A 20571-nucleotide genomic window follows, 5' to 3' on the forward strand; every position below is an offset into this window, starting at 1 on the left:
GGCCGGTGCACCACGCTCCATCCGGCGGCGATGGCTCCCGCGATAGGGGCACGTCCGTCCCAGCCGCCCCGGGGGCGGCCACGAGCCGTAGCTGCTCCGGCCGTCCGGCCGGAGCAGCGTCACCCTCCGACCGTCTCCCGGCGGCGGCCCTGCCTCGCCCCCCGTCGGCGGTCCCCCGGATGTCCTGTGTCCGCACGGGTCAGGCCTGTGGGCCGTGGGTGGACATCAGCCGCCGCGCCCGCCGTCACAGCACCGTCGGCCGACCGTGACCGCGATGACGGGGACCAGGCCGACGGCGGGGGGGACCAAACCCGGGGCGGTGCCAGGGCCCCCTGCGAGGAGGACAGCCGCCGGGACCGGCACTTCGGCGGCAGCGCGAGGACACCTCACCGCATGCGGTCCCGTGGGCTTCACCACCTCCCTCACCTCCGTCTGCCGAGCCGCGCTCTCCTTAAGGCGTCGGCACCGGCGCCTTCAGCAGGCCGCTCACGCCGCGCGGGACATCTCCGGGGCCCGGAGCGCCAACCGCCACTCCGGGCAGCACCTCGTGGCCATACCCCGCAGCGATCACCGCGTGTCCCCGCTCTGTACGACGGTCGTGCGGCGGTTCACCGGCCGTCGGGCCGTCGGCAAGGCGTTGGGCGCCTGGACAGCGGCAAGCGGGCACCCCGGCAGCGATCCGAGCCCACTGGCCGCGCCCGCAGCCGGTGCCGCGCACACGGGCGACAAAGTGGCGTGGTCTCCGCGGACCGAGGACGCCGGCTTCGCCCTCGCCGGTCCACCCCCGCCCCGCCTCGTCAAGCTGCGAAGACACAGGAGGCCGCATCAATCGTCAACTACCGGCTGCGTTCAAGGCATTGACACGTGCATTACCCGGCGTTTACGTTCCGGCCATCTGAGAGCGCTCTCAAACTCCCCAGCTGTGAAGACTTGAGGTGTCGCAATGCCATCCCCACGAACGCGCACACGCACACGCACCAGACCGGCCGTGATACTCCTGACGGCCTCAGCCCTCGCCGCCTTCGGCCTGGGCCCGGCCGCCACCCCGGCGGCCGCGGCCACCGTGCCCGTGGGCTCGGGCAGCTACTCCGACTCCCGCCCCTCGGGCACGTCGGGCCCCACCACCAACACGGGAACTCCCGTCACCCCCAAGGTGACCGCCGCCGCACGGACCCGGCCCGTGCCCACCAACGACTGGTGGTCCTCCCTCGCCTTCCAGCGCTACGGCGACAACCCGTGGTCGACCCCCATGTACGGGCACCCCCTCACCTACCAGGCCACGGCCGCCGGTCTCGACGTCGGCTACCCGACCTCCCCCTCGATCGTCGGAGAGGGCCGGCAGTACGAGTACGCCCACAAGCGCGACCTCACCATCGGACTGAGCGGCCTCAACTCCCCGGACACCAAGGCCGACAACTGGTCCGACTGGACGGTCACTCCCCTGTGGTCCGACGGCGCCCGCACCCTGCGCACCACCATCGGTCACGGCTCCCCGTTCGTCTACGCCCAGGGCACCGGTGGCAACGCCCAGATCACCACCGCCGGTACGCCCAGCGTCTTCGCCGACCAGGGCAACGTCCTCGGCATCACCGTCGCCGGACACCACTACGCGCTGTTCGCTCCGACCGGCAGCGACTGGAACGTCTCCGGCTCCACCGTCACCGCCGGCCTGGGCTCCAAGGACTACTTCTCCGTCGCCGTGCTGCCGTCCACCGACGCGCTGGCGACCTTCAAGAAGTACGCCTTCAGCTTCGTCACCGACTCCAAGGTCACCTGGAACTACACCGGTGGCACCGTCAGAGCCACCTACACGCTCACCACGGCGGCGAAGGAGGGCACCGAGCGGGGCACGCTCCAGGCGCTCTACCGCCACCAGTGGCTGAACACCACCGACGCCCTGACCTCCTACACCTACGTCTCCCCGCGCGGCACCATGAAGGTCCGCGAGTCGGCCTCGTTCACCACGAGCCAGAAGGCGGCCGCCGTGCTGCCCGCGCTGCCCAAGTCCAGCGGCGTGGAGGCGGCCCGGCTGCGCGGCTACCTCAACGACGTCGTGAACGCCTCCGACCCCTTCTCCGGCGCCACCGACACCTACTGGACCGGCAAGGCACTCGGCCGCCTCGCCCAACTCGTCCCGGTGGCCGAGCAGATCGGCGAGACCGGCACCCGCGACCGGCTCCTCGGCCTCATCAAGGGCAAGCTCCAGGAGTGGTTCACAGCGGGCGGCGCGAACGAGTTCAGCTACGACAAGGACTGGAAGACCCTCACGGGTTACCCCGCCTCCTACGGCAGCGACACCGAACTCAACGACCACCACTTCCACTACGGCTACTACGTCTACGCGGCTGCGATCGTGGCGCAGTACGACCAGGGCTGGGCCGCCGACTCCGCGTGGGGCGGCATGGTCAAGACTCTCGTGCGGGACACCGCCAACCCCAGTCGCACCGACACCGCGTTCCCCTTCCTGCGCGGCTTCGACGTCTACGCGGGCCACAGCTGGGCCTCCGGCCACCAGGGCTTCGCCGCCGGCAACAACCAGGAGTCCTCCTCGGAGTCCACCAACCTCAGCGCGGCCCTCGTCCTGTGGGGCTCCGCAACCGGAGACACCTCTCTGCGCGACCTCGGCGCCTACCTGCTGACCACCGAGTCGGAATCGATCGCACAGTACTGGTTCGACGCCGACGAACAGGTCTTCCCGTCCTCCTTCGGGCACGACACGGCCGGCATGGTGTGGGGCAGCGGCGCGGCGTACTCCACCTGGTGGACCGCCAACCCCGAGGAGATCCACGGCATCAACGTCCTGCCCGTCACGGGCGGTTCCCTCCACCTCGGCGGCGAGAAGGCCGCCATCCGGCGCAACATCGCCGAGATGGAACGGGAGAACGGCGGCCCGGCCGTCGAATGGCGCGACATCCTCTGGGAGTTCCAGTCCATGGCCGATCCTGCCGCGGCCAAGTCGAAGTGGGACGCGGGCCATGCCGGATACACCCCGGAGGAGGGGGAATCCAAGGCCCACACCTACCACTGGATCAACACTCTGGACGCGATCGGCGCTCCGGACGCCACGGTGACCGGTGACCTGCCCACCTCGGCCGTCTTCACCAAGGGGACGACCCGCACGTACGTCGCCCACAACCACGGCTCAACGGCGCGCACCGTGACTTTCTCGGACGGCAAGACTCTTTCCGTGCCGGCCCGTTCCACCGCGAGCGGCACGGGGTCGGGCTCCTCGGACCCCGACCCGGACCCCGACCCGCCGACGGGCAACACCTTCCAGTTGCGCAGCGGTGGCGTCCTCACCACGGCGACCGGCGGCACCGCGGGCAGCGACACGATCGCCTCCGGGGGCGGCGCCAACCACGACGGCACGCCGTACCGGCCTCTCGTCTACGAGGTCCGCCAAGTCAACGGGAAGCTCACCCCGGGTGCGGGAACGACGTTCCGGCTCCAGGTGGACGCGGGCACCACGGTCGGCCTCGGCCAGCAGGCACGCGTCAGCTACGACCTCACCGGTGACGGCACCTTCGACCGGACCGAGACGTACAACTACTTCGCCACCGACCCGGTCGTCGGATGGGAGGAGTACACACAGGCGCGCGGCCTCAAGGCATCCACGGGTACCCTCGGCGACCTCAAGGGCGGCACCGTCCGTCTGGAGGTCTGGAGCGCCATCGGCAACGGCACGTCGAAGCTCCAGACGGGCACGGACAAGACCGTCGTGGTGATTCCCTACAGCTGAACCGGCGCGGCATGGCCGTGCGGCGGGCAGCGTTACCACTGCCGCGTTGCAGGTGTCCCGTCCCGGCGCGATCACTCCACCGTGCGAACCTCGGTGAAGCCGGTTTCCCCGCTCAGGATGCCGCTCAGAGGTGCGTCCCCGCCTTGGTCTCGGGCGTGGACGCACCTCTCGGGCGTGTGGCGAGGTCAGTTGGCGTTCACCAGATCGTGCGCCGGCACGGTGACCGTCCGCTTGCCCGGCTTGCCGCCGAGCACGATCTTCCGCAGGGCACTGTTGTTGTCGAGGTTGGTTTCCTTCAGGCGCTTCTCGGGGTTGGCCAGCACCTGGATGTAGTAGGTGCCGTTGGGCACGTCGGTGATGTCGAACGACTGGCCCGGCAGGTCCTGGGTGTACGTGTCGCCGGATCCCACGTCCAGCACCTCACGCACGGAGATCGAGTTCTCCTCGCCGCAGGCGGTGGAGAGGTCCGTGTTGTACGGGTGCCAGTTGGCGTTCTTCACCGTGTAGTCGATCGCGTCGGTGTTGGCCAGGCAGAAGGCCTCCTTGCCGCTGCGCACGGCCTCCTTCTTGTCGGCCTTCAGCAGCCGGTAACTGGCGAAGTCGGTGAAGTGCCAGTGCATGTGGCCGGGGCGCGGGTCCCACTCCATGGTGCCGGTCGGGGTGTAGCCGACCTGCTTGCCCTTGGCGTCGTAGAAGTACTGGAAGGCGTCCATCTTGGCCTTGCCGGGCGAGCGGAACCCGTCCACCACGAGCTGTGCAGGGCCGGCGTTCCAGACGTTGGCACTGAACGCCAGGTGGTCCTTGCCCGGGATGTCCTTGTCGCCGTCGCTGACGGTGATGCCGTAGGCCGGCAGCGAGCGCAGGTCCGGCTTGGGCACGTCCGGGACGGCGGCCTTGCCGGTGGGCCGCTTCGACAGCGGCTTGAGAGCGGGCGCCTGACGCGAGCCGTCGGTCCGGCCGGCGGTGTCCCCGGCCTGCGGCGACGGTGCGGACTTCTGCTTCTTCTTCAGTGCCCACGGCAGGGCCGGCGGCGCGGCCCTCAGCGGACCGTGGCCCACGTTGTACGAGGGGCCCGCCCCGCTCGTCACCGGCGCGGCGGCCTCCGCGGGGGACGGGGCGTGCCCCGGCCCGTGACCGGAGTGCGTGGTCGGCGTGTGGTGACCGGCGGCGTGCCCGGCGTGCTTGCCGGCCTGGGCGGAACGACGCACCGCGCCGCTGGAGTTCTCGTCGTCCTCGCTTCGTTCCACCACGGTCACCTTGACCGTGGCCGGCTTGTCGGCGATGCCGAACAGGTCGCGGTACTTCTTGGCGACACCGACCTTGGCCGTGTACGTACCGGCCGCCAGCTGGGCCGGCTCCGTGTAGGAGCCCGCGTAGGTGTTGGCCGCCCAACCCTTCTCGATGCCCCAGACGGAGCCGAGGGTGAAGGGGTTGGTCGGGCAGCTCTCCGGATACTTGGAGGTGGAGGGTGCGTCGGGGCGCACGCGGCCGCTGGCGTTGTTGGGGCAGAAGCTCTCACTGCGGGTGAGGACCTTCTTGCCGGCTTTGTCGGTGAGGGTGATCTCCGAGAAGCCGGGCAGCCCGGAGAAGTCCTTCACGGTGCCCGTGGGCAGCTTCTTCGTCTTGGCCTTGCCGCCCTCGTACACGGTCTGGGTGGCGGTCACCGGGTCCTTGTAGGACTTGCGGGTCACCTTGAGCTCCAGCGGCTTCCCCTCGGAGACGAGGTAGGTGCCGAGGTCCAGGTACACCCCCGGCTCCTCCTTCCAGGAGGTGAGCGTCACCGAAGTGGTCGCCGCGACGAGGCCCAGCTTGGGTCCCGTCGCGGCCTTCGCGGGCTCCTGCGCCGCGGCCACGATGCCGGCGGTCACGGCGGTCACGGCGACGGCCGTGGTGCCGGCGAGCAGCGTACGCCGCAGCCGGGCGGTGCGCTTTCTGGTCATGGGTTTCCTCGTCCTCCGGTGCTGTGAGAAGGAAGCAGGCGGCACGGCACGACCGCGAGGTCCTGGCCGGAGCCGTCTTGTGAGAGGCACTTGCTCCGCCCGCGCTGTGAGAGGAACGGACCGGTTGCGCGGTTGCCCGGCCGAAGGAAAGGAAGGTGAGTGTTGGCCGAATACCGTCGTCGTGACGGAATCCGGCCGTCGGTGCGGACGCTCCCTACCCGGAACAGTCGTCTCCCCACCCGGGCGCAGTCGTTCCGGTGCAGACGCCGCTTCGTCGACGCGTCGGCTTCGCGCCCTGTGCGCCGTGGACGTCGCCGATGCCGCGGAGGGTCGACGGTGCGGCGGCCAGCGAACGACACGGACACCAACTACCTGTACAAGCCCTCCGGCAGCCGCGCCGACGTGAAGTCCTGAACCGCCGGTGGGCGGGCCGCTCCTCCCGACAACCCTGAAGGCGCGGACGGCAGTTGCCGCCACGTGCAGCCCGAGGGGGCCTCGACACGATCGCCGTCAGCACGTGCCCCGGCCCGGCCGAGCGCCAGGAAATACTTGGCTAGCCACATGTTTGCTGTTACCGTAGTTATGTGTCTAGCCACCTAACCGGGGTGGGGGCACGGGAGGAGTCGTCATGAAGGTCATCCTGTTCGACCGTTTCGGAGGCACGGAAGTGCTGCACGAGGCGGACATCGAGGTCCCGCAGCCCGGCCCCGGGCAGATCCGCGTCCGCGTCAAGGCGGCCGGGCTGAACGCCCTGGACGGCAAGATCCGCTCCGGGGCGCTGGAAGCGGTGTTCCCCACGCCGCTCCCCTCCGTCCCCGGTCACGAGCTCGCCGGCGTGGTCGACGCCCTGGGTGAAGGCGTGCGGAACGTGCGGGTGGGTGACGAGGTGCTGGGCTGGTCGGACACCGGCTCGTACGCCGAGTACGCGCTGGCCACCACCGTGGCCCCCAAGCCCGCCGGCCTCGGCTGGGAGCACGCGGTCGCGCTGCCGGTGGCGGGCGAGACGGCCGAGCGGGTCCTGAACATGCTGGGCGTCACCGCCGGGGAGACGGTGCTGATGCACGGCGCTGCCGGGGCGGTCGGAACCCTGGCGGTCCAGCTGGCAGCGGCCCGCGGAGCGCATGTCATCGGCACCGCCGGCCCCGCCAACCAGGAATACCTCACCTCGCTCGGCGCCACCGCGACCGTGTACGGCGAGGGTCTCGTCGAGCGGGTCAGGGCGCTCGCCCCCGACGGCGTGGACGCGGTGTTCGACCTGGCCGGGAAGGGAGCGCTGGAGGACTCCATCACTCTGCGCGGCGGCACCGAGCGCATTGTCACCATCGCCGACTTCCGCGCGCACCAGCTCGGCATCACCTTCGCCAATGGTCCCCAGGAACGCTCGGCAGCCCGCCTGGCCGCTCTGGCCGAGGACGCCGCGAACGGCAAGGTCGTCACCACCGTCACCGCCTACCCGCTCGACCAGGCCGCCACGGCCCAGCAGGTCAGCGACGCCGGACATGTCCGGGGCAAGCTCGTCCTCACCGTCGGCTGACCACGCCCGCCGCCGCGCCCACCACACCCGCCGCTCATCCGCGTGACCGCCTGTTCCTCCCACACCGAAGGACCATCCATGCTGAACTCCCTGTGGACACCGACCACCGTCGGTGCCCTCTCCCTGCCGCACCGCCTGGTCATGGCCCCCATGACCCGTGACCGCTCCACCCCTGAAGGCGTGCCCACCGAGCTGAACGCCGAGTACTACGCCCAGCGGGCCTCGCACGCGCTCATCATCACCGAGGGCACCCAGCCGAACGCCGACGGCCAGGGCTATCTCCTCACTCCCGGCATCCACAACGACGAGCAGATCGCCGGGTGGCGCAAGGTCACCGACGCCGTGCACGCGGCCGACGGCCGGATCGTCATCCAGCTGATGCACACCGGACGCATCGCCCACCCCGACAACACCCCCCACGGGCGCCAGCCGGTCGCCCCTACGGCGATCCGGCCGCAGGGCACGATGTTCACCGCGTCCGGACCCCAGGAGATGCCGACACCCCGCGCTCTGTCGACGCGGGAGGTCGCGGCGACCGTCGAGGACTTCCGCCGCGCCGCGGCGGCTGCCGTCACGGCAGGCGCCGACGGCGTGGAGATCCACGGCGCCAACGGCTACCTGGTGCACCAGTTCCTGTCCGACCACACCAACCAGCGCACCGACCGCTACGGCGGTTCCCTCGAGGGCCGCATCCGCTTCGCCGTCGAGGTCGCCGCCGCCGTGGCCGACGAGATCGGCGCCGAACGCACCGGCCTGCGCATCTCCCCCGGCAATCCGTACAACGACATGGCCGAGTCCGACACCGCCGAGCTGTACCCGGCGCTCGTGCGCGCCCTCAGCCCGCTGGGCCTCGCCTACCTCCACATCCTCCACGCGGGTGACGACGCTCTGCTGGGCACCCTGCGCGCGCTGTGGCCGGCCACGCTGATCCTCAACCGGGCCGGCACCGACCTGCCCACCCGCGCCAAGGACATCGACGCCGGCACGGCCGACCTCGTCTCCGTCGGCGCCCTCGCGCTCGCCAACCCGGACCTGGTCGAGCGGCTACGCTCTGACGCGCCGCTCAACACTCCCGACCCGGCCACCTTCTACGGAGGCGGAGTGGCCGGCTACACCGACTACCCCACCTACACCGTCTGAGGAACCGCATGTCCGTCCCCACACCCCGCATCCCCAGTACGGCCAGCGAGGGGCCGATGAGCTACGCGATCTTCCAGCTCGCCCGCGCTCACCGGGCCCGCGCCGCCGCCATGCTCCGCGAGATGGACCTGCATCCCGGACAGGAACTGCTGCTGATGCAACTGCTCGACCGGGACGGCCAGACCCAGTCCGAACTGCTCGACAGCGTCGGCTTGGACCACTCCACGGTCTCCAAGTCCCTGCGCCGCATGCAGGACGCCGGCCTGCTCGTCCGCGAGCCGGCCGAACACGACCGGCGCGTCATGGTCGTCCACCTCACCGACAAAGGCCGTGCCATGCGCGAGCCCATCGCAGCCATGTGGCGGGCCCTGGAGGAGACCTCCGCGCGGAACCTGTCGGCACAGCAGGCGGAATCCTTCGTCCGCATCGCCTACGCCATCGCCGACGCGATCAGCAGCCGCGCTCTTCCGCAGGAGAAATCCCAGTAACTCTCCTCGGCTTGCACCCCGGTTCCGGCCTGGAGTACGGATCGTTTCCGGCGTTCCGCGCATGGGACAGTGCTGGAGCACGCTCGGCTCGCGAAGGGCCGTGCTGGACGGAGCCAGGCTTCCCGTCGGAAGAAGCCGGGTTGAGCCGACGAGTACTTCCCCACGCCAACTGCGGTCCACCGAGAACGGACGTATCACCCGCGCCCAGGTCACCTTCTACCTCCGACCTTCGCAGGTCGGCGCGCTGACCCACGCTGCGGATCCGCCACCTCAAGGCCCTCCCGAGCGCCCCGTGCCGACGGCGCCCACCACCACCCCGTCCACCCAATCCCCCCACCACTGACCTGCCGAAAGTGAGACCCCCATGACCACCACCCACCCCGTCCTCGTCGTCGGCGCGACCGGCTCCCTCGGCGGCAAGGTCGTCGACGAACTGCTGGGACGCGGTAAGAACGTCCGCGCCCTGGTCCGGCCGACCACCGACGCGAGCAGGCTCGAGAAGCGGGGTGCCGAGATCGTCCGCGGTGACATGCTCGACCTCGACTCGCTCGTCGCCGCCATGAGCGGTGCCGATGCCGTCATCACCACCGCTGCCGGCTACACCCGCGGAGGCAAGAACGCGCACGACATCGACACCGTCGGCAACGCCAACCTCGCCGAGGCCGCCCACCGCACCGGCATCCGGCGGTTCGTCCTGACCAGCATCCTCACCAGCGACCAGACCCCCCAAGTCCCGCACTTCTGGCACAAAAAGATCGCCGAGGACAAGCTCGAACAGCTCGGCGTCCCGTTCGTCTCACTGCGCCCGGGGGCATTCCTCGACCAGATCGCGACCATGGCGGGCGACCCGATCGACAAGGGCCGCCTGATGTGGATCGGCAGGACCACCGTCCCGCTCACCTTCGTCCACACCTCCGATCTCGCGGCATACCTGGCGGCCGCCGTCGACGCCGAGGCCGACAACGGTGAGCGCGTCGACATCGGCTGGGACCGTCCCGTCAGCATGCGTGAGATGGCCGACCTGATGGGCAACCGGGCCGGAAAGAAGATCAAGGTGTGGACCGTGCCTTCGGCCGTCGCCCGCGCCGCAGGAGCGGCCGCCGGCCGCTTCATGCCCCTGGTCAAGGACATGGCCGCGATGTTCAGCTGGTTCGACACGGGCCGCTACGTCGCCGACACCCGCCGCCAGGAGCAACTGTTCGGCCCCGTCCCCACGGCCGACGAGGCTCTCGGCCGGTACACCGACGAACTGGGCACGGCGCACCACCGGTGACGGGCCCGCATCCTGGTCCACCTTGGGTCGATGCCGACGGAAGTCGACGGACTGCGGTCGCGAAAGCCCGGCGCCTGGCGGACCGCGGCTGGCTCATCCTGGAGGCGTCGGGGGCGTGCAGTGTCGGCGGCGGACCGGGGCCGTGCCAGACGCTGGCTCATCCGCGTGACCATCGACCACCGGATCATCGCCTCGCTGGTGCCAGGCAGGGTCTCGTGGTCCCGGGCCGGACGGTGAGAGTCCATCAGCCAGGCGAACGTGCGTTCTGCCACCCAGCGCCTGGGCAGCGCCACGAATCCTGTCATGCCGTATAAACGGCGCAGCCGCATCAGCGGGCCCGCCGCGGCGGCCCGGTCCCCGATGCTCGCGGCGGCCAGGAGCGGACCGAGGGTGTCCGTCACGATGTGCCGTGTGCGGCCCGGCACCTTGTCCCGCCGTCGTAGCCGCATGAGGCGGCCACCGTCGCGAGCGCGGGGCGCACGGAGCAGCCCGCACGCCAGGCGTCTCCTGCCTCGTACCGCTCGGTGCACTTCGGTAGGGACATGAGCGGGACGCTTCGAAGCCCGCAGCCGAAGGGCCGCTTGCGGCGGCCAGTCACGGGTGGGAAAGGTCGCTGCGGATCGGTGGTCGAACGGGCTGTGGGCGGGTCCTTTCTCGTACGCGGCGATCCGCGAGCCGATAACGCGAATCGCCGCGTACGGTACTGCGTGAACGCAGCTTGTCGCGCCCCCGGGCGACAGGCCACACATGAGGTTGGGTGCCAGCATGGCCGTCCGCGACAGAATCGCCACCATCGACAGAAGTGGCATCGTGCAGCTTCACCTCTCGGTGGCGAAGCAATGCACCGTCGAGATCCGCCAGCCCCGCGACACCCTCACGCTCAGCCGCCGAAAGAACGGCGTGAACCTCGACCTCATCGAGGACAACCCGAACTTCACGGGCCTCAAGACCGCTCAGACCATCCCCTGGGGCACCATCCGCGCGCTCGGGCCCGAAGGTCTCCAGATTTCTTACCGCGTACGCACAGGCAGGGACGTCACCCTTGTCCCTGAATTCGACCTCGAGGACTGAGTTTCTTCGAGTGGCCGCCGATTGGGTAATGGGCCGGCCAGCACCACGAGCGAGGTCCGCACGGCGACTCCGCCGCCGACCGGGTGCCGGCGACCTCCACGTCAAGCGACAGAAGCCCGCCGTTCGGCGGCTCGCGACGCCGGATCAGGGCACGACTGCCACCCGCCGTCCGTACGCTCGCCGCGCCGCTGCCGCCGCGAGGTCATCCCCCTGCTGACTCCTTCCTGGGTACGCCTCCAGTCGGATGCCGACTTGATCAGCTGGAGATGTCGCGCCCGGGCTCGCACAACGTGCCGGAGGCAGCCGGTGTCCGGTGCAGCGCGATGTCGTCGAGCGGCCCGAAGACCGCGGGCCGGGCAAGTACCCATGCACGACGGCGTGCGGGCTGGAAGAGAACCGGTTCGGGGTCTCCCGGGACGGTGACGGTGAGCCCCCAAAAGCTCCCCACGGTGTCGGTGCGACTTGCAGGGGAGCGTATCTGCCAGTACCAGGGGCCGAGGGCTGAGAAGAGAGCGAAGGCTACGGCTGCTGTGGCGTACCGCTTGCGTCGCCTGCGTGCCGGGTCCGTCTCCGCTCGCAGGAACCGCTGCCAGTGCCGTAGGGCCTGACCGATGACGAGCGCCGGGCCAGACACGCCGTACACGACGTAGCGGTCGACGTACCAGGGGTGGACGAGGGACACCGTCAGCAGGAATCCGGCGGGGACGATCAGGAGCGGCAGGCCGATCGCCGGAAGCGTCACTGCCCCGGCGGAGCCCGCGTCTCGACGGGGCAGCGATACCCCCAGGCGGCTGCCACGGCGGCAGGAATCACGAACCCGAGCCAGTCCTGAAGTCCCGGACGACCCAGCCAGTCCAGTTGCTCTGACGCCTGACCAGCGCTGACCGCGGCCAGGGGCGCCACGGCGCAGCCGATGAAGGCAACCACCAGCAACCAGCTACGCCCGTGGAGGTACAGGCGGCGACCGCGGCAAAGCGTCACCGCGTGCGCGAGGACGACCAGTAGAGCGGACACATGCAGCCATCCGCCCAGCGACAGCAGCCCCGCATATCCCAGCACGGCGGTCAGCGTGCCGAGCACCGACAGGACTCGCAGTGTCAGGACGCCGTCGTCCCACACCCCGAGGGCGACATGGGCCAGGAAGTAGTACAGGCCGTGGTCGGCGTCGATGTTCTGCACCAGGAGCCACAACTCCCCGAGAGAACGCTTGGCCACGGTGTAGCTCACAGTCTCGTCCCGCCAGGATGACGCGTCACGGTCGAGCTTCCGAAGACCGACCAGTCCGGCCAGTAGAACGAGGAGGACCGCTCCGGTCTCCGTGACAGCGGTGCTCAGCCGTCTGGAGACGTGAGGGGCGCCCAGCCTGCGGCATCCGCTGCTCGACCGGGAGCGGCTGAACCGCTGGTACCGGCAACTGCTCAGAACCCAGTTGTACTGGTCAGGCTGCACCAGGCGGAACATACCGGCTTTCCCGGGCCCAGGGTTCGTGCGGCGCCGAAGGGCCGCGGAATCGAGGTGAGGGGACGAGCCGCAGTGTCGATCCGAGGCGATATTCCATACGGGTCGACCCGTATGGTTATGATGGGGCATGACTTCTTCCCCTGTCGGGCGAGGGCGCCCCCGAGACGAGCGGTCCGGCGCCGCGATCATTCAGGCGACCGTCGAACTGGTCACGGAGAGCGGCTACGCGGCGACGTCCATCGGCGCGGTGGCCGCGCGAGCCGGTGTCGGCAAGGACACCATCTACCGCCGCTGGTCCGGCAAGCCGGAACTGGTCTACGAGGCCGTCTTCACCACCACCGAGAGGGCGGACCTGCCGGACACCGGAACACTGGAAGGCGACCTCACCGCACTGGTCCAGTCGCTGGTCGAGGAGTTCTCCGCACCGGCGGCCGCGGCGGCCCTGCCCGGCCTGCTCGCCGACTTCGCCGCCACAGCGGAACTGCGCGCGACCATCCGCTCCCGGTTCCTGCAGCCGGCCAGGGAACGGCTCGTCGCGGTGTTCGACCGGGCCGAGCAGCGCGGTGAGACGAGCGCGCACCTGTCGGTCGACCTCGTGCTGGACACCCTGGCCGGGGCGGCCTTCTTCCACCTGGGGATCATGGGCGAACCCCCTGCTGCGGACCTGGCCCGCGGCATCGCCGCGATGATCGCCAAGGGAATCGAGACCCGGTGAACGGCTGGCTGCTCACCGCGGGCGGTATCGCGGCGGCGACCACCCTCATCCACGCCACCGCCGGCGGCCGGTCGGTCGTCCGCCCGCTGCTGGGCAGCACGGTGGCCGCCGAGCCCAAGCGCACGCTGCACGTCGTGTGGCACATGGTCACCGCCGACCTGCTGCTCAGCTCCATCGCCCTGCTGGTCCTCGCCTTCGTCGCCGCGCCCAGCACGGCGCTCGTACTGTTCATCGCCGCCCAGTACCTCGCGTACGCGGCACTGTTCCTCATCATCACCCTGGCCGCCGACTGGCCGCGCCCCCTGCTGCGACTCCCGCAGTGGATGCTGCTGCTGCCGGTCGCTGTCCTCGCCCTCCTCGGCACCAGGTGAACCGGCACCCGCATCAAGCGTCCCGTCTTCGCCGCGCGGAGGTGAGGTTCACGCGTGGGCGTCCCGACTGTGCACGGGGTGCTTCGGCACTCAGCAAGCCACAGCTCTTCACGCCCACTTGGCCACGCCACCAGAAGGGCGTTCGCCGTCCCGCCACGCAGGCTACGGTTTCCGGGCCATTCCGGCGACGATGAGGTGTTCCCACACCGTGAGTTCGCGTCCTGCGCCGCTGTTCCACGGGTGGTCGGCCCCCTCGGGACGCCACAGGGGCGCGGGGACGATGCCGGGGTCGAGGATCTCCAGGCCGTCCAGCAGGGAGGCGATCTCCGCGTCCGTGCGCCACCGGCCCCGGCCGAACGTCTGCTGCAGGACCTTCTCGGCCTCCAGGGTCTCCGGGTTGTCGCCCGAACGGAAATGACTGAGGAAGAAGTAACTCCCCGACGTCACCTCATCGCGCCAGTAGCGGACGATGCCTGCCGGGTCCTCGTCATCGTTGACGTGGTGAAGGATCGCGCTGAAAATGACCGCGACGGGACGGGAGAAGTCGATGACCTCGAGCGTGGCGGGATGGGAGCGGATGCCCTCCGGATCGCGCACATCGACCGCGACCACACGGGTCCGGTCATTGTCCTCCAGCAGGGCGCGGCCGTGCACCAGCACCTGGTCGTCGATATCGACGTAGACGACCCGGGATTCCGGAGCGTGCCGCTGCGCGACCTGGTGCACGTTGTCCGCCGTCGGCAGGCCACTGCCCAAGTCGATGAACTGCCGAACGCCCGTGCCCTTCGCGATCTGCGCGACCGCCCGGACCAGGGCCGCACGATTGGCGAAGGCGATCGCCACCGAACCGGGCAGATCACGCTTGAACACGTCACCGACCTCACGGTCCACGGCGTAATTGTCCTTGCCGCCCAGCAGATAGTCGTAGACACGGGCAATGCTCGGCCTGGCCGGGTCGATGGAAGAACCCTCATACCTCATGACGGCCATTCTCCCCGGCAGCACCGCCCGCCCACCCCCCATTTCCGGCACATCAAGGGGCACGCGGCTGACCGCGTGCCCCTGGCGACTCAGCTCTCCGGGCGGCGGGCACGCCCCTCGAAATCCCGCCGGACCGCAGCACCTTGGTCCTCGATCAGCCCACCCTCGTCGGGGAATTCCAGAACCGTGCCGCAGCGGTCGCACAATCTGCCGTCCTCGGCCGGCACACCACACGCCTTACAGAACCGGTTGCCCTTCCCGTTCTCGATTCCCTGCGTCACAACGCTCCCCTAGCGGCTCGGTCCATCGGATGTTCCTGGCGCGAGTACCCGTGTCACCAAGTGTTCAACGCCTCACGGTGCAGACCGGTATGGACGACGTCGAAGGCGGGGCGCAGGTCCGTCCAGAGCGAGAGGGGCGCGGCCAGGGCGGCGGTTTTTGCCGTATGGCCCTTGCCGTACCACTTCGGTACGGCGAACTCTCCCCATGCGCCGCTTCAGCACGCGCGAGGTACCCGGGGTGCTGACTGATCTCCCGGTACACGACCTCACCGATGTCGTAGAGCTCGCGCGTGAGAGGTGCGGGATCGGCGAGCTTACTGCTGGCCTCCCGCACAGGTCTCGTCTCGAAGGCGACCGTGTCGTCGACGCCGGCCCGGCGGTGCCAGGCCGGTGGGGTCTGGCCCGGCGGCGGGGTGCCTGGTGCGGTTGAAGACCCCCGAGCAGCTCAGGGCATGGGAGCAAGCGGTCCGGCAGACCACCGGGCTCGAGATCGTGGCCGGCAACCTCGCCGGTGTGGCCTCGGAGACCGGATGCTCGTACGGTGAGGCGAGCCACTCGGACGACTGCGGACTGGCGTGATACTGGCCGTCACGGTGCACGATGACCTCCACGCCATCGCTGTCCAGCACGCGGTGCGCGGTCGGGGTCACACCGGATTCCACATCGTGGAGTGCGACATGGTCGGCGGCAGGCAGGGCCTGTCCTGGCGCTCGTACGGCGACGCTGAGGACGTGGGTTCCGGTAGCGCCGCGGCGACCGTCCTGACCTCCGAGGGTCTCGTCGTGGATCCCCGTGAGGCCGCCGTCCCGTGGTGGCGACGGCCCAGGGCCGACCAGGAGATCACCGCGCATGCTTGCAGGGGCCACGTCCCTCGCCTCGGCGAGAGGAGTCAGGACGGTGGTCCCGCCACGGCACGCCAGGGCACGATGTCGGTCCCCGGACCGGCATCGTGCCCGCCCGCAGACCGGCCGCAGGTGGCGGCCGAGGCCACCCTCCCTGCGGTGCGGGCGGGGCGCGAGCGCCGTCGACCTGCCCGTCCCGGCCTGCCAGGGCACGCCCGCGCTGCGATCCGCCGGCTCAGGTGTTCCCGGGCGCGGGTGGCCGCAGCGCGTTCAGCACCACGTGCACGGCCGCGCGAGGTGGCGCGCCCCGACGGATCACCGCCGTGATCGTGCGGGTCACGGGGGTGGCCAGCTCCCGGGTGGCGACGCGGTAGCGGCCCGCCTCGACAGCCAGCCCCGGCAGCAGCGCGACCGCGCGCCCGGCCTCGACCAGCTCGAGGGTCAGCATGTAGTTGCTGAACCGGCCCACCACCCACGGCTCGAACCGCGCCTGCCGGCACAGCCGCAGCGCGAGGTTGGCCATGTACGACTGGGGGATGTCGAAGGCCCATGGCTCGTCGGCGAAGGCCGCCAGGTCCGCCGGGCCCCGCCCGGCCATCGCGTGGTCGGGCGGCAGCACCAGCAGGATCGGGTCCGTCGCCACCGCCAGCAGGTCGAGGTCAGGGCCGAGCGGCAGCTCACCGAAGTCCGTGGTCGTGATCACGAGGTCGGCGTCGCCCGCCCGCAGGGCGGGCACGCTCGCGTGCGGCTCCAACTCCTTCAGCTGCACGTCGACGTGCGGATACGCGCGGGCCAAACGGCTCACCGCCGGTACGGCCAGCGTGTGCACCGCGCTCTGGAAGGCCCCCAGCCGCACCAGGCCCGACGGCTCGTCACCGAAACCCCGCAGCTCGGCCTCCACGGTGTCCATGTGGTCGAGGAGCTCCCGTGCGCGCCGGGCCAGGATCAGCCCGGCCGAGGTCAACGCCACGCGGCGGCCGGTACGTTCGAGTAGCTGAGTACCGGTCTCGGTCTCCAGCACGGCCAGTTGCTGGGACACGCTGGACGGGCTGAGGTTGGCCGCCTGGGCCACCGCCCGGACCGTGCCCAGCGCCTCCAGCTGGGCCAGCAACCGCAGCCTCCAGGGATTCAGCATCCCTCGATTGTTGTGCGGTTCTGCCGAACAGTACAGCCGGAAATGTGTGATGGACGCGACACTCGCCGTCGCCCTACCGTCATGTCCATGGTTGCTCTGCCACCCTCGTCCACCGTCCTCACGAACCGCGGGTCCACGTTTTCCACGTTCTGGGCCGACGCGGACCGGCATCTCGTCCGCTACGGCGGCGGTTTCACCCGAGAGGTCATCGAGCGCGCCTCCGGAAGCTTCGTGTACACGGCGGAAGGCCGTGAGATCCTCGACTTCACGTCGGGACAGATGAGCGCCATCCTCGGACACTCGCACCCGGCGATCGTGGAGACCGTCCAGCGGCAGGTCGCCGCCCTCGACCACCTGTACAGCGGCATGCTCAGCCGCCCGGTCGTCGACCTGGCCCGTCGTCTCGCCGGGACGCTCCCCGCGCCGCTGGAGAAGGTGCTGCTCCTCACCACCGGCGCCGAGTCGAACGAGGCCGCCCTCCGGATGGCCAAGCTCGTGACCGGCAAGCACGAGGTCGTCTCGTTCGCCCGGTCCTGGCACGGCATGACCCAGGCCGCCGCGTCGGCCACCTACAGCACCGGCCGCGAGGGTTACGGGCCCTGCGCCCCGGGCAACTTCGCCATCCCCGTCCCCCACGCCTACCGCCCCGACTTCACCACCCCCGACGGAGAGCTCGACTGGCGCCGCCAGCTGGACTTCGCCTTCGACCTCGTCGACGCCCAGTCCACCGGCAGTCTCGCCGCGTGCCTCGTCGAGCCGATCCTCAGCTCCGGCGGCATCATCGAACCGCCGCCGGGCTACTTCGCCGCCCTGCAGGAGAAGTGCCGCGAGCGTGGCATGCTCCTGATCCTCGACGAGGCCCAGACCGGCCTGTGCCGCACCGGTACGTGGTACGCCTTCGAGCGCGACGGCGTCGTCCCGGACATCCTGACGCTCTCGAAGACCCTCGGCGCGGGCCTGCCCCTGGCCGCCGTCGTCACCAGCGCCGAGATCGAACAGGAGGCGTACGACCGGGGTTTCCTCTTCTTCACCACGCACGTCTCCGATCCGCTGGTGGCCGCGGTGGGCAACACCGTCCTCGACGTCCTGGCCGAGGAGCGCCTGGACGAGCGAGCCCGCGGACTCGGTGCCTTCCTGCGTGCCGGCCTGGAGGAGATGGCCGGCCGCCACGAGGCCATCGGCGACATCCGGGGCCGCGGTCTGCTGGTCGGCCTGGAACTCGTCGTCGATCGCGAGACCAAGCGGAGTTCGGACGAGCTCGGTGCCCGGGTCACCCGCCGCTGTCTCGAACTCGGCCTGCACATGAACATCGTCCAGCTTCCCCGCATGGGCGGCGTCTTCCGCATCGCTCCCCCGCTCACGGCGACGGAGGACGAGCTGGCCCTCGGCCTGTCGATCCTGGACACCGCCATCGGGGACGTCAGCGCGGCGCCGTGACCCGCGCCGCCCGGCAACCCGCCGGGTGCCGGCGTACGTGCGCCGCGCCCCGGCACCAGCACGCACGGGGCGAGGGCTGCGCCCGCGCACAGGTGTCTCGGCGTACGCCGTCGTGCCTCCGCCCGGCGAGGACCCCTCTGCGGACCACGCCATGAGCGGCTGCCAGGGCGTCGAGAACGTCCCTGGTCAGATCGCCGGCTGTCAGGAGCAGAAGTCGCATCGCGGGCCGCAGCCGCGGGCGTTCGTCTCCGCGGCCGCGTCGGCCGTGGATGCGGAAGCCGCGGGTGCGGAAGCCGAGGGTGGGGCGCAGCAGCCCCTGCCCTGCCAGGCGTCACGGCCTTCCTTGACGGCGATGGCGGCGATGACGAAGGCTGCGATGGGGTCGGCCCAGGACCAGCCGAGTGTGGCGTTGAGGAGCAAGCCGACCAGGAGGACGGCGGACAAGTAGGTGCAGAGCAGGGTCTGCTTGGAGTCGGCAACCGCGCTGGCGGAGCCGAGCTCGCGGCCCGCGCGGCGCTGGGCGGCGGACAGGAACGGCATGATCGCCAGCGACAGGGCGGCGATGACGATCCCGGGGACCGAACGCTCCGCTTCCCCGGTTCCGGTGAGGGCGCGGACGGCGTCGACCGTGACGTACGCGGCGAGCGCGAAGAACGACACGGCGATGATCCGCAGGGCGCGCTGTTCGCGGGCCTCCCGGACGAGGCGGTCGGAAGCGGAGAACTGCCAGGCGACCGCGGCGGCGGAGGAGACCTCGATGACGGAGTCCAGGCCGAAGCCGATCAGGGCCGTGGAGGAGGCGAGGGTGCCGGCGGTGAGGGCGACGACCGCCTCGATCACGTTGTAGGTGATGGTCGCCGTGACCAGCAGGCGTATGCGCCGGGCGAGAGCGTCGCGGCGGGCCGGGGAGGGCCCGAGGGCTATCGGTGTCTCGGCGGTCACGGTCGGCAGCAGCCCTTCTCGTCGGCGTCCGGGCAGGTGCGGCCGCTTTCGACGGCGACGACGACGGTGCGCAGGTCGTCCAGGGCGTGGCCGAGACGCGCATCGGCGAGTTCGTAGCGGGTACGGCGGCCGTCCGGGACGGTGACGACCAGGCCGCAGTCCCGCAGGCACGCCAGGTGGTTCGACAGCCGGGTGCGGGAGATCCCGAGCCCGTCGGCGAGATCGGACGGATAGGCCGGGGTCTCGCGCAGGGCGAGCAGGATGCGGCAGCGGATCGGATCGGCGAGCGCGCGGCCGAAGCGGGCCAGCACCTCGATCTCAGGGGCAACGGTGAGCACCCGACGACAGTACAGCGAATCCTGAATCCAGCAAAGCCTGGAATGTCTTCGTCCTCCTCCCCCGTGCCGGCTGCCGTCCCGGCCCGAGGAGCGATCAGCATCTGTGCCGGAGGATCTCGCCGCCCCCGGCCCGGCTTCGACGCCAGGCGGTGCGAGCCGAGGGCGGCTTGGTTCCTCAGCCGATTGGCATCAGGTGCTCATACCTGCGGCGAAGGGCGTCGTCTGCCAGTGATCGATCGCCGGCTTGAGGTACTCCACCAGTTCGGGGAGCTGCGGGGCCAGGGTGAGGGCGGCGATGACCCGCAGTGCGCCCAGGGCGTTGACGAAGGCGAGGACATCCTTGTCGAGCGGCCTCATGCCGTTGCGGCGTGCGCCTCGGTTGTAGGCGGCTTCGTGCTCGGGCCCGAGAGCGGCCAGGTCCCACTCGACGGGTCCCAGGGTGACCAGTTCGAAGTCGGCGTAGAGGTCACCCTCCACCGCGTGGAAGATGTTCGCGGGCGGAGAGTCACCGTGGAGGGGCTGAAGTTCCACACCGGGGAAGCGGGCCTCGAAGGCGCTGCGTGAGCGGACCAGGGGTTCGAGGAGTCGCCACTCGCGGCGGGCACGGTCGAGCTGGGCCGTTGTGATCAGGTCGGGATGCCGGTCGAGCCGGTCGAGGCTCTCCGCGATGAACCGGGGGTCGGCCGTGGACAGGAACTCCAGCCGACCCGGGTAGGTGCGCAGTGCCGCGTGCAGGTCGGCGACCTTCTCGGCGTTCGCCACGTAGTCGGGTTCCTTGTCCCTGGCCTCCTCGACGAACGGCCAGAACGTCATCGAGAAGCCGCCCCGTTGCACGGGTTCGCGCGGCACGTGCGGGCTGGGGGCGATCACGGGGATTCCCTGG

At 70.5% G+C, this 20571-nt stretch carries 17 protein-coding genes and 1 pseudogene; 10 read left to right on the forward strand and 8 right to left on the reverse strand.

All coding sequences use genetic code 11. The features are described 5' to 3' along the window. The first annotated feature begins 943 nt into the window (after positions 1-943). A complete protein-coding gene (locus AC07DA_RS33010; RefSeq protein WP_479131914.1) occupies positions 944-3739 on the forward strand; it encodes a glycosyl hydrolase in 2796 nt (931 codons plus the stop codon). A 185-nt stretch (positions 3740-3924) separates the two neighbouring features. Here AC07DA_RS33010 and AC07DA_RS33015 read toward each other — a convergent pair whose 3' ends face one another. Then, positions 3925-5679, reverse strand: a complete 1755-nt coding sequence (locus tag AC07DA_RS33015) for a lysyl oxidase family protein (RefSeq protein WP_479131915.1) — start codon at positions 5677-5679, stop codon at positions 3925-3927. Positions 5680-6307: 628 nt separating this feature from the next. Between AC07DA_RS33015 and AC07DA_RS33020 the strand changes: the two genes are divergently transcribed. The 5 genes from AC07DA_RS33020 (at position 6308) to AC07DA_RS33040 (ending at position 11185) form a co-directional block, all read left to right on the forward strand. After that, entirely contained in the window at positions 6308-7213 is a 906-nt protein-coding gene (locus AC07DA_RS33020) for an NADP-dependent oxidoreductase (protein WP_479131916.1), read from the forward strand. 78 nt (positions 7214-7291) lie between these two features. Further along, positions 7292-8353: an alkene reductase gene (locus tag AC07DA_RS33025; RefSeq protein WP_479131917.1), complete on the forward strand. Its 1062-nt coding sequence runs from the start codon at positions 7292-7294 to the stop codon at positions 8351-8353. A gap of 8 nt (positions 8354-8361) precedes the next feature. Next, a complete protein-coding gene (locus AC07DA_RS33030) occupies positions 8362-8841 on the forward strand; it encodes a MarR family winged helix-turn-helix transcriptional regulator (RefSeq protein ID WP_479131918.1) in 480 nt (159 codons plus the stop codon). Between the two features lie 364 nt (positions 8842-9205). Next, positions 9206-10114: an SDR family oxidoreductase gene (locus tag AC07DA_RS33035; protein ID WP_479131919.1), complete on the forward strand. Its 909-nt coding sequence runs from the start codon at positions 9206-9208 to the stop codon at positions 10112-10114. A 765-nt stretch (positions 10115-10879) separates the two neighbouring features. Then, on the forward strand, positions 10880-11185 hold the full coding sequence (locus AC07DA_RS33040) for a hypothetical protein (RefSeq protein ID WP_479131920.1): 306 nt from the start codon (positions 10880-10882) through the stop codon (positions 11183-11185). A gap of 256 nt (positions 11186-11441) precedes the next feature. On the opposite strand, the gene AC07DA_RS33045 is transcribed toward AC07DA_RS33040, so the two are convergent. Together AC07DA_RS33045 and AC07DA_RS33050 are read right to left on the reverse strand one after the other, a co-directional pair. Next, positions 11442-11927, reverse strand: coding sequence for a hypothetical protein (locus AC07DA_RS33045; protein ID WP_479131921.1), 486 nt, complete (start codon positions 11925-11927; stop codon positions 11442-11444). Further along, positions 11924-12412: a hypothetical protein gene (locus tag AC07DA_RS33050; protein WP_479131922.1), complete on the reverse strand. Its 489-nt coding sequence runs from the start codon at positions 12410-12412 to the stop codon at positions 11924-11926. The genes AC07DA_RS33045 and AC07DA_RS33050 overlap by 4 nt, the downstream gene beginning before the upstream one ends. A gap of 361 nt (positions 12413-12773) precedes the next feature. Between AC07DA_RS33050 and AC07DA_RS33055 the strand changes: the two genes are divergently transcribed. Both AC07DA_RS33055 and AC07DA_RS33060 read left to right on the forward strand, forming a co-directional pair. Next, complete coding sequence (locus AC07DA_RS33055) at positions 12774-13361, forward strand: TetR/AcrR family transcriptional regulator (RefSeq protein WP_479131923.1); 588 nt, start codon at positions 12774-12776, stop codon at positions 13359-13361. Beyond that, complete coding sequence (locus AC07DA_RS33060; RefSeq protein WP_479131924.1) at positions 13358-13732, forward strand: hypothetical protein; 375 nt, start codon at positions 13358-13360, stop codon at positions 13730-13732. The genes AC07DA_RS33055 and AC07DA_RS33060 overlap by 4 nt, the downstream gene beginning before the upstream one ends. 162 nt (positions 13733-13894) lie before the next feature. Here the strand turns inward: AC07DA_RS33060 and AC07DA_RS33065 are convergent, their stop codons facing one another. Both AC07DA_RS33065 and AC07DA_RS33070 read right to left on the reverse strand, forming a co-directional pair. Further along, the gene (locus AC07DA_RS33065; protein ID WP_479131947.1) at positions 13895-14722 is read right to left on the reverse strand and encodes an SAM-dependent methyltransferase; all 828 of its coding nucleotides are present in this window, start codon (positions 14720-14722) and stop codon (positions 13895-13897) included. 334 nt (positions 14723-15056) lie between these two features. Then, positions 15057-15328 (reverse strand): annotated as a pseudogene (locus tag AC07DA_RS33070) (DUF3291 domain-containing protein); the annotation flags it as partial. A gap of 86 nt (positions 15329-15414) precedes the next feature. Between AC07DA_RS33070 and AC07DA_RS33075 the strand changes: the two are divergent. Beyond that, positions 15415-15573 (forward strand): hypothetical protein, encoded by a 159-nt coding sequence (locus tag AC07DA_RS33075; RefSeq protein ID WP_479131926.1) that lies wholly within the window; start codon positions 15415-15417, stop codon positions 15571-15573. 498 nt (positions 15574-16071) lie between these two features. On the opposite strand, the gene AC07DA_RS33080 is transcribed toward AC07DA_RS33075, so the two are convergent. After that, positions 16072-16971: a LysR family transcriptional regulator gene (locus tag AC07DA_RS33080; RefSeq protein WP_479131927.1), complete on the reverse strand. Its 900-nt coding sequence runs from the start codon at positions 16969-16971 to the stop codon at positions 16072-16074. 87 nt (positions 16972-17058) lie between these two features. Here AC07DA_RS33080 and AC07DA_RS33085 point away from each other — a divergent pair, with 87 nt between their 5' ends. After that, on the forward strand, positions 17059-18408 hold the full coding sequence (locus AC07DA_RS33085) for an aspartate aminotransferase family protein (RefSeq protein ID WP_479131928.1): 1350 nt from the start codon (positions 17059-17061) through the stop codon (positions 18406-18408). A gap of 201 nt (positions 18409-18609) precedes the next feature. Here AC07DA_RS33085 and AC07DA_RS33090 read toward each other — a convergent pair whose 3' ends face one another. Both AC07DA_RS33090 and AC07DA_RS33095 read right to left on the reverse strand, forming a co-directional pair. Further along, a complete protein-coding gene (locus AC07DA_RS33090; RefSeq protein WP_479131929.1) occupies positions 18610-19350 on the reverse strand; it encodes a cation efflux transmembrane domain-containing protein in 741 nt (246 codons plus the stop codon). After that, positions 19347-19688, reverse strand: coding sequence for an ArsR/SmtB family transcription factor (locus tag AC07DA_RS33095; RefSeq protein WP_479131930.1), 342 nt, complete (start codon positions 19686-19688; stop codon positions 19347-19349). The genes AC07DA_RS33090 and AC07DA_RS33095 overlap by 4 nt, the downstream gene beginning before the upstream one ends. Positions 19689-20571: the final 883 nt, after the last annotated feature.

The sequence above is a fragment of the Streptomyces sp. NPDC044921 genome, assembly GCF_056432865.1.

Excerpts from the sequence above, each read along its gene's own strand:
- AC07DA_RS33010 (WP_479131914.1), top strand. The coding sequence starts at position 944 with ATGCCATCCCCACGAACGCGCACACGCACACGCACCAGACCGGCCGTG.
- AC07DA_RS33015 (WP_479131915.1), bottom strand. The coding sequence starts at position 5,679 with ATGACCAGAAAGCGCACCGCCCGGCTGCGGCGTACGCTGCTCGCCGGC.
- AC07DA_RS33020 (WP_479131916.1), top strand. The coding sequence starts at position 6,308 with ATGAAGGTCATCCTGTTCGACCGTTTCGGAGGCACGGAAGTGCTGCAC.
- AC07DA_RS33025 (WP_479131917.1), top strand. The coding sequence starts at position 7,292 with ATGCTGAACTCCCTGTGGACACCGACCACCGTCGGTGCCCTCTCCCTG.
- AC07DA_RS33030 (WP_479131918.1), top strand. The coding sequence starts at position 8,362 with ATGTCCGTCCCCACACCCCGCATCCCCAGTACGGCCAGCGAGGGGCCG.
- AC07DA_RS33035 (WP_479131919.1), top strand. The coding sequence starts at position 9,206 with ATGACCACCACCCACCCCGTCCTCGTCGTCGGCGCGACCGGCTCCCTC.
- AC07DA_RS33040 (WP_479131920.1), top strand. The coding sequence starts at position 10,880 with ATGGCCGTCCGCGACAGAATCGCCACCATCGACAGAAGTGGCATCGTG.
- AC07DA_RS33055 (WP_479131923.1), top strand. The coding sequence starts at position 12,774 with ATGACTTCTTCCCCTGTCGGGCGAGGGCGCCCCCGAGACGAGCGGTCC.
- AC07DA_RS33065 (WP_479131947.1), bottom strand. The coding sequence starts at position 14,722 with ATGGCCGTCATGAGGTATGAGGGTTCTTCCATCGACCCGGCCAGGCCG.
- AC07DA_RS33080 (WP_479131927.1), bottom strand. The coding sequence starts at position 16,971 with ATGCTGAATCCCTGGAGGCTGCGGTTGCTGGCCCAGCTGGAGGCGCTG.
- AC07DA_RS33085 (WP_479131928.1), top strand. The coding sequence starts at position 17,059 with ATGGTTGCTCTGCCACCCTCGTCCACCGTCCTCACGAACCGCGGGTCC.